Source organism: Leclercia sp. UBA5958 (genome assembly GCF_002430365.1).
Lineage (GTDB): Bacteria > Pseudomonadota > Gammaproteobacteria > Enterobacterales > Enterobacteriaceae > Enterobacter > Enterobacter pneumoniae.
In genome coordinates this window covers 426,873-439,345 of sequence record NZ_DJCE01000001.1, presented here as the reverse complement: position 1 = coordinate 439,345, position 12,473 = coordinate 426,873, and the positions used below count along the sequence as shown (strand labels likewise).

Annotated in this window: 14 protein-coding genes; 3 read left to right on the top strand and 11 right to left on the bottom strand. The window is 55.7% G+C overall.

Annotated elements, in window-relative coordinates:
• Positions 1-115 precede the first annotated feature (115 nt).
• From B2Q93_RS02205 to B2Q93_RS02180, 6 genes are all read right to left on the bottom strand, one after another.
• Complete coding sequence (locus B2Q93_RS02205; RefSeq protein ID WP_286781969.1) at positions 116-1,420, bottom strand: ATP-binding protein; 1,305 nt, start codon at positions 1,418-1,420, stop codon at positions 116-118.
• Positions 1,417-2,157 carry a response regulator gene (locus B2Q93_RS02200; RefSeq protein WP_040075715.1) on the bottom strand — a complete coding sequence of 247 codons (741 nt, stop codon included), beginning with the start codon at positions 2,155-2,157 and terminating at the stop codon, positions 1,417-1,419. The genes B2Q93_RS02205 and B2Q93_RS02200 overlap by 4 nt, the downstream gene beginning before the upstream one ends.
• A 47-nt stretch (positions 2,158-2,204) precedes the next feature.
• Entirely contained in the window at positions 2,205-3,200 is a 996-nt protein-coding gene (locus B2Q93_RS02195) for an alpha/beta fold hydrolase (RefSeq protein WP_286781967.1), read from the bottom strand.
• 138 nt (positions 3,201-3,338) lie between these two features.
• A complete protein-coding gene (locus tag B2Q93_RS02190; RefSeq protein WP_233802455.1) occupies positions 3,339-3,806 on the bottom strand; it encodes a GNAT family N-acetyltransferase in 468 nt (155 codons plus the stop codon).
• A gap of 142 nt (positions 3,807-3,948) precedes the next feature.
• A complete protein-coding gene (locus B2Q93_RS02185; protein ID WP_233802456.1) occupies positions 3,949-4,839 on the bottom strand; it encodes an alpha/beta hydrolase in 891 nt (296 codons plus the stop codon).
• A 97-nt stretch (positions 4,840-4,936) separates the two neighbouring features.
• Complete coding sequence (locus B2Q93_RS02180; protein ID WP_040075719.1) at positions 4,937-5,197, bottom strand: DUF2798 domain-containing protein; 261 nt, start codon at positions 5,195-5,197, stop codon at positions 4,937-4,939.
• 128 nt (positions 5,198-5,325) lie between these two features.
• On the opposite strand from B2Q93_RS02180, the gene B2Q93_RS02175 reads away from it, so the two are divergent.
• The 3 genes from B2Q93_RS02175 to B2Q93_RS02165 all read left to right on the top strand — a co-directional run bounded on the left by B2Q93_RS02175 (position 5,326) and on the right by B2Q93_RS02165 (position 7,502).
• The gene (locus B2Q93_RS02175; RefSeq protein WP_212476144.1) at positions 5,326-6,216 is read left to right on the top strand and encodes a LysR family transcriptional regulator; all 891 of its coding nucleotides are present in this window, start codon (positions 5,326-5,328) and stop codon (positions 6,214-6,216) included.
• Positions 6,217-6,349: 133 nt separating this feature from the next.
• Positions 6,350-6,898, top strand: a complete 549-nt coding sequence (locus B2Q93_RS02170) for a GNAT family N-acetyltransferase (RefSeq protein WP_286931697.1) — start codon at positions 6,350-6,352, stop codon at positions 6,896-6,898.
• A gap of 157 nt (positions 6,899-7,055) precedes the next feature.
• Complete coding sequence (locus tag B2Q93_RS02165) at positions 7,056-7,502, top strand: hypothetical protein (RefSeq protein WP_233802458.1); 447 nt, start codon at positions 7,056-7,058, stop codon at positions 7,500-7,502.
• A 39-nt stretch (positions 7,503-7,541) separates the two neighbouring features.
• On the opposite strand, the gene B2Q93_RS02160 is transcribed toward B2Q93_RS02165, so the two are convergent.
• The 5 genes from B2Q93_RS02160 to B2Q93_RS02140 form a co-directional block, all read right to left on the bottom strand.
• Positions 7,542-8,051 carry a GNAT family N-acetyltransferase gene (locus tag B2Q93_RS02160; RefSeq protein ID WP_233802459.1) on the bottom strand — a complete coding sequence of 170 codons (510 nt, stop codon included), beginning with the start codon at positions 8,049-8,051 and terminating at the stop codon, positions 7,542-7,544.
• 144 nt (positions 8,052-8,195) lie between these two features.
• Positions 8,196-9,110, bottom strand: a complete 915-nt coding sequence (locus B2Q93_RS02155; protein ID WP_212476152.1) for a bestrophin family protein — start codon at positions 9,108-9,110, stop codon at positions 8,196-8,198.
• 207 nt (positions 9,111-9,317) lie between these two features.
• The gene (locus tag B2Q93_RS02150; RefSeq protein WP_233802460.1) at positions 9,318-10,769 is read right to left on the bottom strand and encodes a tagaturonate reductase; all 1,452 of its coding nucleotides are present in this window, start codon (positions 10,767-10,769) and stop codon (positions 9,318-9,320) included.
• A 118-nt stretch (positions 10,770-10,887) separates the two neighbouring features.
• Positions 10,888-11,415, bottom strand: a complete 528-nt coding sequence (locus tag B2Q93_RS02145; protein WP_233802461.1) for a GNAT family N-acetyltransferase — start codon at positions 11,413-11,415, stop codon at positions 10,888-10,890.
• A 64-nt stretch (positions 11,416-11,479) separates the two neighbouring features.
• Entirely contained in the window at positions 11,480-12,451 is a 972-nt protein-coding gene (locus tag B2Q93_RS02140) for a sensor domain-containing diguanylate cyclase (protein ID WP_046885622.1), read from the bottom strand.
• Positions 12,452-12,473: the final 22 nt, after the last annotated feature.

The window sequence follows — 12,473 nt, the reverse complement described above, 5'->3', positions numbered from 1 at the left end:
CAGTTATCTGCAACGGCGCAGTGGGACTATTACAGCGGAGTGATGTGTGCGGGATATGTGCAGAAAGGCGAGATTTGTCAGCCTGGGTATCTACGACCCAGGCGGATACAAAAGACTACATTTGCGTAGCAGGTAAAGTCACGGTTACTGCCAGTCCTCCCTCCGGGCGGTTAACGAGCTGCAGTTTTCCGCCCATCTGGCCGGTGAGCTGGGCGGCAATCGCCAGCCCTAACCCCGTACCGCCCGTTTCGCGATTACGGGAAGATTCCACTCGATAAAAAGGTTGCAGCACGGCGGCCAGTTCATCCTGCGGGATCCCCGGTCCGTTATCAGCCACAACGATACTGACCTCACGAGGAGCAAAGTTGAGCGTCACGTCGGCGGCATCACCAAATTTCAGGGCATTATCCAGCAGGTTAGTCACCACCCGGCGCAGGGCTTGCGGTCGTGTCGTCAGCGGCTGTCCGACGCCGTTTGCACGAAATTGCACGTTTTTCCCAATGTCGAGATAGTCGCACACCAGGGTGTCAATAAAAGCGTGCAGATCCAGACGCCGGGGCGTCTCTTCAGACGATCCGGACGAGCGGGCAAAGGCGATCCCCTCCCGCACCAGTCGGGTCATATTATCCAGATCGGCGGTCAGCTTATCGCGCAGCTCTGGCTGATCGGCCATTTCGACACGCAGTTTCATACGGGTAATCGGGGTTTGCAAATCGTGGGAGATGGCGGCCAGGATCTGCGCCCTCTCCTGTAAATATGCCTGGATTCGCTGCTGCATGGCGTTAAAGGCCCGCGCAGCCTGGCGCACCTCCAGCGGCCCCTGTTCGGCCAGCGTCAGGGTCTGGCTGGCTGGCTCCAGCGCATCCACCGCCCGGGTGAATCGGGTAAACGGACGCACCACTTGCCGTACCGCCAGCCAGGAGCAGAGCGCTACAAGCAATACCTGCAGGATAAACACCACCGGTAACCAGCGGGCAACCGGCGGCATGCGCGGGATCAAATCGATGGTAAGCGGCGCGCCGTCGTGCAGGGTGACATGGGCCTGAATGTGCGACACTGGCCCCGGTACGGCGGTAAAGCGCAGCGGGTAGCGGCCCGCAAGGGTGTCGGTAATGGTGCGGATGGCATCCCGGGATCGGGCGTCGTGCGGCGGGTTGCCGGGCTCCCCCTCGCCCAAAAGGTAGCGGTAATTGCCCCGCGCCAGCTGGGGCAGCCACTCCGCCCGCTCATCGGCAGGCAGCCTGTCGAGGATCGCCACGCTGGTGGCAACATCCTGCTCGAGGTTACCCAGCATCACGTTACGGGCGCTGCTCATTCTTTCGATCATCACCAGCGTCAGGCTCAGACCGTTGGCCAGCAGCAGTCCCAGCAGCACAATCAGCAGCAACCGATAGAGGAGCGAACGTGGCCAGAACTTCATTCTCGCGCCTCAACGATGCTGACCGGCATGGAGAAGACATAGCCTTCGCTGCGCACGGTTTTGATATAGGCCGGGGTACGGGCATCCTCGTTCAGGCGTTGTCGCACCCGGCTCACCAGCAGGTCGATAGAGCGCTCGAACAGCTCGGCGTCTCGCCCCTGGGTGAAGTTGAGAAGCTGGTCGCGGGTTAACACGCGCTGGGGATGATCCAGAAACACCCGCAGGAGACGGTACTCCGCCCCGCTCAGCGCCACAATCGTCCCTGCGGCATCCAGCAGATGGCGGGCGCTGGTGTCCAGCTGCCACTCCCCAAAGGCAATGATCCGCCCGGCTTCTGTCACCTGCAAATTAGGTGGCAGGGTACGAAAACGACGCAGAATCGCTTTAATGCGCGCCAGCAACTCCCGGGCAACAAAGGGTTTCACCAGGTAGTCATCGGCCCCCATCTCCAGCCCAAGGATGCGGTCCATATCGTCGCTGCGGGCGGTGAGCATCAATACCGGCAGGTCCTGGTGCTTATCGCTACGCAGCTGGCGGCAGAGCGTCAAACCGTCGTCGCCGGGCATCATGACATCCAGCACCACCAGGTCGATATGTTGTTTATCAAGCACGGCGCGCATCTCTTTGCCGTTGGCCGCCCCGGTCGCGCGGTAGCCCGACTTATGCAGGTAATCAACAATCAGTTCACGAATATCCCTGTCGTCATCGACGACAAGGATATGGTCAGCTGCATCCACGGTAAGCTCCTGTTAATAAGCGATACGCAGAAATTAGCATAGTTTGCTTAAAGATGGTCCGCATCCACCACGGCCTGAACAAAATCGCGCGGATCTTCCTGCGGCGGGTTGTGCCCTATATTGCCCCTAAAGGTGCGGTGCTCATATTTGCCGGTAAATTTGGCGGCATAGGCGGCCGGCAGCGGATGCGGCGCGCCGTTGTTATCCCCTTCGATGGTAATGGTAGGCACAGTGATAACGGGCGCCGCCGCCAGTTTTTGCTCGTAGTTGTCGTATTTTTGCTCGCCGCGCTCAAGACCCAGACGCCACCGGTAGTTGCTGATGGTGACCGCCACATGATCCGGGTTATCCAGCGCTTTGGCGCTGCGATTAAAGGTGGCATCACTAAATTTCCAGCCCGGTGAGGCCAGAGTCCAGATCAGCTTCGCAAAGTCGTGGGTGTTTGCGGCATAGCCCTTCTCGCCGCGTTCGGTAGCGAAGTAGAACTGATACCACCACTGTAATTCGGCCTGCGGCGGCAGCGGTTTTTTACCCGCCTGCTGGTTACCAATCAGATAACCGCTCACCGAAACCAACGATTTGACCCGCTCAGGCCACAGCGCCGCCACGATATCCGCCGTTCTGGCGCCCCAGTCGTAACCTGCGAAAACCGCCTGTTTGATGTTAAGCGCATCCATCAGATTAATGACATCTTTCGCCATGGCGGCAGGTTGCCCATTTCGCGGAGTTTTCGAGGAGAGAAAACGGGTGGTACCAAACCCGCGGTTATAAGGAACAATGACGCGATAACCTTTCGCCGCCAGCGCCGGGGCTACCTCGGCATAACTGCTAATGTCGTAGGGCCAGCCGTGCAGCAAAATCACCGGTTCGCCATTTTTTGGGCCGATGTCAACGTAACCGACGTTCAGGTCACCGGCGTTGATCTGATTCAGCTGATTAAATGCGGCATGGTAATCCGTCCCTGCCGCTTCGGCCTGACAGGCCATCACGGTTGAAAGAGAGAGGGCTGCGACCAGGGTTGAATAAGCCAGTTTGTTTTTCATTTGTCTGTCTCCGGGTTGTGTTTACCCGGACATAACAACATGCCAGTGTAAGGATAATGTGTGCACAACCGGGCCGAACTGCATGCCTGCGTATCGGACCCGGCGCTATATACACTGTGATACAAACAAGGGAAAAATTTAGAGGGTGATGGCCATATTGACGCAGCGCAGCTCGGCGCGGGCCATTGCCGACGGGTGCATACTCTCACCCAGCCACTCAAACCCGTGGCGCAGGTAAAAATCGGCGGCATTCGGTGTCGCTTCGAGCGTCAGCCGGGCTATACCCCGCGCGATCGCCTCATCTTTAATAGCCGCAATAATTTGCGATGCCAGCCCTTTGCCGGTGTAGCCTGGCAGGGTAAAAATCGCTTCTACGCTCGCAGCATTCAGATCGAGATAACCGCTGGCGACCAGTACGCCCTGGGCATCAATAACATAAAACGGGTTATCGATAATCATCTTACGGTAATGTTCGGGCATGGCCTCAGGGGTCCAGTTACAGATAATCTCCGGGCTATAACTGCTGACACAACCGTGGCGGATCGCCAGATTACGCAGATTCCACAACGCTTCGGCTTCATGCGCCTGCGCTTTTCTCAACTGCATCGTCTCTCCTTATTGTTGTTATTTTTGATTATGAAATACAGGCGTTTGCGATGTGCGGTTTCAAATGAACATCGCGTGATCCGCGTCGAGACGCGTAATAATCTTTTAACATGAAAAGGCGGCAGGATGTCAGAGCCAATATTCAGTGCCGGGCAAGAAATTGCGTAATGGCAGCAACCACCCCGGGCGCCAGCGGAAGCGAGGCATCGGAATAAGCCGCCATGTTTTCTTGCAGGCTATCGGAGCGAACCGACTTCAGTACATGATTGGTATCCGGGAGCAGGACCAGAGTGGCATTGGGGTTAGCCGCGCTGAGGCGCCGGGCCTCCTCCGGCTCTACCTGCAGGTCGCGCTCGCCCTGTAAAATCAGCAGCGGTTTGCGCACGGTAGCGATCATGGCCTGCGGATGGCGGGAAAAGAGATCGATAAGAAAGCCTTGAACAGCGGGATTAAAGAGGCTTTGCAACGCCGGATGGGCGTGTGCAACATCGACACGGCAACCCTGCTCGAGCCCGGCAATAATAGCGCTGCCCTCCTCCTGAAGCGCGGCGTTTGCCAGCTGCTGACGCAAGATTTCACCCAGCGGACGCGCTGGCGTTGCGACCAGCATGACCCCTTTTACCTCCTCTTCCTGCGCAGCGAGCGCCACGACGCCGCCTTCGCTGTGGCCCAGTAGCCAGACGGCGGCGGTAGGCACTTCGCGTTTTAGCACTGCTATCCAGGCACGAACATCATCAACGTAGTCCTGCACTGTTACCGCATTGGCATCAGGCACGGCGGATGCGCTGGCGAACATCCCGCGCTTATCAATACGGAGCGTAGCAATGCCGTACGCGACCAGCGCCTGGGCCAAATGTCGATAGGTAGACGCACTCACGCCCAGCGGGTTATTGCCGTCCCGATCGGTGGGTCCGGATCCGGGAAGAATGAAAACGACCTGTTGAGGAGAAGGGACCGGCGAGAGTAACGTTCCCCTGAGCATACCGCAGGGGCCCTGGGCTTCCAGAAGCGTTTCGATAGTCGTGTCTGGCATAAGCGTGAAACCTGCAAAGGTTGCGAAGCTAAACAAAGAGATATCCGTAAGAGATAAAAGGATATCCCTCTGTTTGTCATAGCACAACGAGCCGTTTTCAGCCGTGAACCGTCAATCCGACCAGACGGCTCACCACCGGACGGACCACGAGGATGCAGAAAAAGGCCGCCGGCATGGCAACCTGATAAGCATTCATCACATTTTCCATGTAATGCGGGCCGGCGCCGAATTCAGCCAGGGTAATAACCAGGCTCATCAGAAAGGCCATAATGGTCGCCATATAGAGTGCGAAAACGTAAGGTGAGGCGTGCTTTGGCAAGCGAATACGGGGAGTTTTGTTTGCGATGGTGTCGTTCATGAACCGTCCTTCTTGATTTTGTCAGGTGAAAACAGCCGCTAAACTAACAAGTTAAGCGTTCTCTCAGTAGAGCGGCTGTGCTTTAATCATTATTAAGAGAATGTGATGAATAGAACCTCGGAGACGCGATGGACGTGTTAGGGCTAATCAGCAATTTTATTCGGGTGGTCGAGAATGGAAGCATCGCTGCCGCGGCGCGGGCAAAAGGGATGAGCCCAGCGGCGGTGAGCCAGAGCTTATCCCGGCTGGAGTCGCATTTAGGGGTGCGTCTGATTTCGCGCACTACCCGGAGCATGACGTTAACCGAAAACGGAAAACGTTATTTCGAGAAAGTTCGACATATTCCGCAGGATATTGAGATCGCTTCGCAGGCCGCGGCCACGGAGAGTCGACCGCAGGGCCCGCTCTGCATAGCCACCACGGCCGCGTTTGGTCGCCATGTTATCGCCCCGCTCATGCCGGCTTTTAATCAGGCTTTTCCCGATATTGAGGTGGAACTGATCGCAACCGACCGTAACGTCGATCATCGCCTCGAAGGGGTGGATGTGAGTATCCGCATCGAGGCGCAACTTAACGATCAGCTTATCGCCCGTAAAATCGCCTCCCTCCCCTTTGTATTCTGCGCAGCACCGGCCTATCTGGCGCTAGCCGGAACTCCCAGCTCGCCGGATGAACTGAGCCATCACGCCTGTCTGGTATTTCGTTATCCCACAGATGGACGTTTCCTTCCCTGGACATTCGCCGTCAACGGCCAGCAGGTTAACGCCAAACTCAACCCAAAATTTATCAGTGATGATATTGATATTATTGCCAGAATTGCCGTCAACGGCGGCGGGATAGCGCGTCTGGCAAGCTTTGTCGCACAGCCCTTTATTGATAATGGACAGCTGGTCCCTCTGTTTTGTCACGATACGGAATCCGTGCCGATGACGATTTTCGCCTGTGTTCATGAACGATCGGCGCTGAATGCGAAGGTCAGAGCGTTTATCGAATTCTTAGAAGAGGCAATCCGGGAGTGAGTCATGGCCTGGAGGGCCGGTGAAACGTCATAGCCTTGTACTCATTTACCATTGTTATTAGCGCTTTACGCAGGGCTAAAAATGTTCAATGCTTTTCTTGGCAGCATCTGACCATAAACTCCGGGAGAAGAGTGTGATAGTAGAAACGAAACGCCTGCAACTTCGGCCTGTCACAGAGACCGATGCACAAACGCTGTTCAGCATTTATGGTGACCCGGCGACCAATCAATTTAACCCCGCAGGCCCCTATCCCTCTCTCCAGCATGCAGAAGCGGTGCTTGAACGCTGGCTCACGCACTGGCGCGATAAGGGATTCGGCAACTGGGCGATCGCGTTACGCGAAAATCCTGAACAGATCATTGGCTTTGGGGGATTAAGCATCAGCCGTTATGCCGACATTACTATCAATAATCTCGGATATCGTTTTGCCACCGACGCCTGGGGTAAAGGACTGGCAACAGAGTTTTCTCTCTCTGTCGTGCATTACGGCTTTGAGACGCTCGGACTGAGTGAAATTTCTGCCGTGGTACGGAGTAACCATCTCGCATCGCAAAAGGTGCTGATGAAAACGGGGCTGACCTATAGCCGTGAAGTTGACGACGTGAAGAACGCGCCCCCGAGCCTGCTCTTTACTCTTTCACGAGACGATTGGCGCAAGCGTAGTCCACTGGCTATGTTCTGAACTGTTTGAATTTAAGGAGTAATGAGAGATGAAAATCGTGTTTATTCCCGCGCTGGTGGCAAAAGAGAGAAGATCATGGAGCATAAATGTTGGCCGGAACGGGCCTTTTGACCGGATGGCAACGTTTATCCCTGTCTGCGCAGGCGGATAAGACACGATGAAAAACAGGCTAATTTCTCTGCTTTTATTCCTTTCGGGAGTGCTATGTATGACTGAGGCAATGGCTACATCACCAGAGCAGATGGTAGTGGCATTTCAGCATGATTATAAAATCTGGAACGATGAATCCTTCCAGAATCGTCGTCCAGATGATGTCAATGCGATGAAAACGGCGGAGCAAAATTATGCCGCACTGCTAAAAAAATATACCCAACCTGACTTTCACGGTGAGCCCGTCGCTTATGGTTCTGACGCTTCGCACGACCCGGCGCGGGAGAAAATTATCGGCAAAAACATTCAACAGCAGGAGGCGGTTATCACCACCCAGCTGTCGGCTGAGTACTATTCGCCCGTGTATGAGTACCATTTTAAGCAGGAGAAGCAAAAATGGTATTTAACACAGATTTACCTGGTGGATGAGGATGGGAAATATCCCAGCCTGTGAGATAACTCGCCGGGAATCGCCTGGCGGGTTTTACATCAATTAAAAGCGCATCAACATAGCGACACGTCGGGCGGGATCGAACCCGCTGTTGATTTCATCGGTGATCCGATCCGCCAAATGACACGGCCTTGCTGACCCTTCGATTATTTCAAAACCCAGCGTGGCGTAAAAACGCGCATTAAATGCTGCCAGGCGATCGGTTGTCAGGGTTGCCCCAACAAGACCACGGGCTCGCCCGGTATCAAGTATCGCCCGCATCAACTGAGTCCCCACGCCCTGACGCTGCCAGTCAGGGTGCACATCCACTTCAGCAATATGCAGCCAGTTCTCTTCCACGCTGCCTGCTGCAAAACCGACCGGCACCGCCTCCGGCGTCAAAGCCGTCAGTAACACCCCTTCCTCGCGCAAGGCACCCAGTTCGTCCAGGCTTGCCGCAGAGGCCTCGCCGCTGACCGCGCCGGCGAGCCGTAATGTATCAAATGCCGCCAATTCAATGGCGCGCAACGCGGCAAACTGTTCAGGCTGCGCGGGCGTAATGGTGATATTCATGATTCCTTTCCAGATAGCGGACAGGATAACGACGCTACTGCAGGTTAGTCCTGCGCGCAAGGCCTGGCTGGCGGCTTGGTCGCGTTTACCGATGGGATAATAAACGTCGAGGCGTGCCAGCGTTGCCAACCGCCCCGAACCGTTTCAGGTTAGCTGGTAGTACTTATCAGGCAGGATGCGCGGCGGGATCTTTTGCTCGTCGTTCATTTGTAGGAGGTCTCTTTCCATCGCATTACAAATAGCATCCAGCGGCAGGTCATTGTTTTCAGTGCCGAATGGCTCTTCAAGCTCTTCTGCCAGCGCATCGAGAGAGATAAAGGTATAGGAGATCAACACCGAAACGAACGGCGTCATGTAATGCAGATCCCCCACCAGGGCGAAGGGCAACATGATGCAGAACAGATAGACCGTGCGATGCAAAATCAGCGTATAAGCGAACGGTACCGGTGTATTGGCAATACGCTCGCATCCGGCCAGCACCACAGACATATCATTCAGACGGTTATTGAGGCTGTGAAAGAGGATATCGGACAACTGCCCTTCCCGGCGCCGTACGGCCAGCCACTCCCCCATAATCAACAAAATGCGATTTGCCGGTGTACTGGAATCCATCGTGTGGCGCAGGTTTTCGGGTGACAGGTAGTTCGCCAGCTGGCTGGCCTGCGGTTGGCGGCGGAGCGACATACGCAGGCAATGGGCGAAGGCAATCTGCAGACGCACAAATTCACCCAGTGCCGGATCATCGGGTAGCGTGTTTTTCACCTCGCGGAACAGCGAGCGGGAAGCAATCATCAGTTGGCCCCAGAGTTGCCGCGCCTCGACATAGCGTGAGTAACAGGCGTTGTTACGAAACCCGAGGAAGATCGCTATCGCCACGCCGAGGATACTGAATGGCGCTACGGTCAGTTTGATGCCGAGTGAGGTATACCAGGGCAACAGGATAATGACGGCAATAGAGAGCAAAAAATTAAGAAACAGGCGGGAGGAAATTTTAACCAGCACCGAACCGTGCCAGACAAATATCATCCGCAGCCAGTGCTGTTGAGGACGAACGATCATAGTCAGCTTCTGAAGAATTAAGAGCGGCGACTATTAAACGTGATCGTTGTCACGGTTGCAAGTATGTTAAAGAAGTATTGCACCCTTGCCAGACCTCTGACAGTGCGCACGGTGCCCGACCTTAATCAAAAAAGCAAAATAGTATGTTGTAACTAATGGGCTTGGTGAAAAACCCGGCCGCAGCCGGGTACAGTTAAGGCAGAAGAATTAGCACAGCGGCTCCACCGCCGCACGCATCCCCTGGTGCAAAATCGCATCCAGATCCAGCGTCACCTGCTCGACCAGACCTTTCACCTGCGTCAGGTCTTCCTCCCAGTGTTCGCTTACGCTCAGAACCGCAGTGACCAGTTGGCTGGTTGCGATCTGCTTATCACGATGCTGAGCCCAGAGCTGTTGGAAACGGGTCAGCCAGTGGGCATCATCCTGCACCGGGTAGGATTCGCCGTTACGTTCACCACGGTAGAAGGCAATCAGCGCAGCCAGCGCAAAGGTCAGGCGCGCCGGGAGTTTACCGCTCGCCTGCTGCCCTGCCAGCAACTGCGGCAGAATACGGGTGCGATATTTGGTCATGCCGTTGAGCGCAATCGACAGCAGTTGATGCTTAATGTACGGATTGCGGAAACGCCCCGTCACCGCGCTGGCGAATGACTCCAGCTCGTCGCGCGGCAGATCCAGCACCGGGATAATCTCCTGGTAAATGGCTTTCTCAACAAAGGCGCAGATCTGCGCATCATTCATCGCTTCGCCAACGGTATCCAGCCCGGCCTGGAAGGCCACCGGCACCAGCGCGGTATGCGCCCCGTTCAGAATGGCTACTTTGCGCTCTTTATAGGGTTTGATGTCATCCACAATCAGCACATTAAGCGGCAACTGGTCGAGACGCAGCTCGGCGGCCAGAGATTTATGCCCCTGAATCACAAACAGGTAAAAGTGTTCGGCGGTGTCGAGGAAGGCGTCGTGATAACCCAGAGATTTCTCGAGCGCCGCCACTTCGTCACGCGGATAGCCCGTGACGATACGGTCAACCAGGGTGGAACAGAAGCTGTTGGCCTCGTTCAGCCATTGAGTAAAGGCCGCCGGCAGCGCCCACTCCTGGGCATAACGCAGCACCAGCTCACGCAGCGCCTCGCCGTTATAGTCAATCAGTTCACAAGGAATAATCACCCAGCCTTTATCGCTGGCGCCGTTAAAGTGGCTGAAACGCTCAAATAACAGACGGGTCAGTTTGGCCGGGTAGCTGACGGCAGGCGCGTCGTCGAAGCGATCTCCGGCGTGGTAACTGATCCCCGCTTCGGTGGTATTCGAGAAGACAAAGCGCATCTCCGGGTTGTGCGCCAGCTTCAGAAACTCATCGTACTGATCGTAGACGCTGATCTCGCGGTTAACAGAGCGGATAAGGCGCGCGTCGCTCACGGCTTCACCCTGCTCATTCAGACCGCGAATGATGGTGGTATACAGGCCGTCCTGAGTGCTGAGTGACGGGGGGAAATCACTTTTAATCGGACGCACAATCGCAATGCCGGCATTGAGGTCGGTATGCTCGTTTAGCTGGTCAATCTGCCAGTCGATAAACGCGCGCAGGAAGTTGCCCTCACCAAACTGGATGATACGTTCAGGGTAGAGGGCACCGGGGAAATCACGACGGTTGAGTGTGTTCACTAGGGGGTTCCTTTTATGATTAGTCATACAGCCTGATAAGATTGGTGTAATAACTTACCAAAACTTTACGACCACTAACCCCCGTTTTGATCAAAGCTTGTAGCAGTTTTGCTAAAGACTATAAAAATTTGTAGAACACCGAGGTCGCCGTCATTTCGCCGCCAGGCATCAGCGCATAGCGCGGGATCTCGCCCACTTTTTGCCAGCCGGTACGGGTATAGAAGGTTTCCGCCCCGCTACCGGTGGCGGTATCCAGCACCAGCACGCTTTTATTGTGGGAACGGGCGTGCTGCTCGAGCGCCTGCATCAGCTGTAGACCGGCCCCGAGACGACGCGCATTTTCATGGACCAGCAACTTGGCGACATCCGCGCGATGGGGTTGGTTTGGCGGCTGGTCGGTAATGAGCTGCACTGTACCGATCAGTTCGCCATCGGCGCGGGCCGCGGCCAGTACAACGCGTTCGCCACGCCCAACGCTATCGGCAACGCCGCGCCAAAAATCGCAGGCCTGATCCTGGGTAAACGGCAACATAAAGCTTACCGATGCGCCACCTTGTACGCAGTTGTGCAGAATGTCGGCTAAAGCGGGAAGATGCGTAAGGATTTGTTCACGCGAGAGAGATGAAATAGCGAGTGATGTGGTCATTATTTTCTCCATAATCAACCACATCAGCTTGCTCTTAACGTTTTATTAACACAAGAGGATTTACTTATGATACGCGTCCGGTACCGCGCTGCTGTTTCATGGAGTACATCTTCTCATCGGCGGTGCGTAACCAGCTATGCAGGTCATCGCGATCGTGATCAAACTCGCTCACCCCCCACGAGAAGGAGAGCGCCCACGGGTGCTGGGCGTGCTCATTCCAGACTGCCGCCTGTTCCGTTAGAAACTGCATTGCAATCCAGGCGCCCTTCTCATCACTGTTGGTAAAGAGAATGGCGAACTCATCTCCGCCATAGCGCGCCAGCACGTCGGCCTCCCGGAAGGTGGCTTTCAGCAAATCGGCCATGGCCTTCAGGGCCGCATCGCCATCCGCATGACCATAACGATCGTTAATCTGCTTAAAACGATCCAGATCGAGCCAGGCCAGCGTCAGTGGTTCGGCGCGACGACGGGCGTTATTGATACCCCAGGTCGCCATATGGTGGAAGCCCCGGCGGTTATAGAGCCCGGTCAGGTCGTCGGTGATGGCCGAACTGACGGCAGAAAACTCCACTTCTGCCAGCGCCGCCAGGTCACGCAGACTGGCGATATCCTGCTCGCTAAACTGTCGCGGCCGGTTGTCCAGCAGGCACAGAGCACCTACGACCGCCCCGTTCGGCAGGCTGAGAGGATAACCGGCATAAAAGCGGACCGGCGGGTCATCGGTTACCAGGGGGTTATCGAGGAAACGTTCATCTTTCAGGGTGTCGGGCACGATCAGCGCCGAGGATGAAAGAATGGTATGCCCGCAAAAAGAGATGTTCCGTGGCTGGGCAGCCTCGGACATGCCCACGGCCGACTTCACCAGGACGGTATGCTCGCTCACCAGATTCACCATCGCCATGGGCACATCAAATAACCGTTTCGCCAGCCTGGTCAATCGATCGCAGGTTGGGTGTAAATTGGCCTCAAGGAGACCTGAATCGCGCAGCGATGCAAGACGCTCCGCTTCGTTGGCAGGGAATATGGGTGGTTTCATGTCGTCTCCGGAGGGCGTCCTT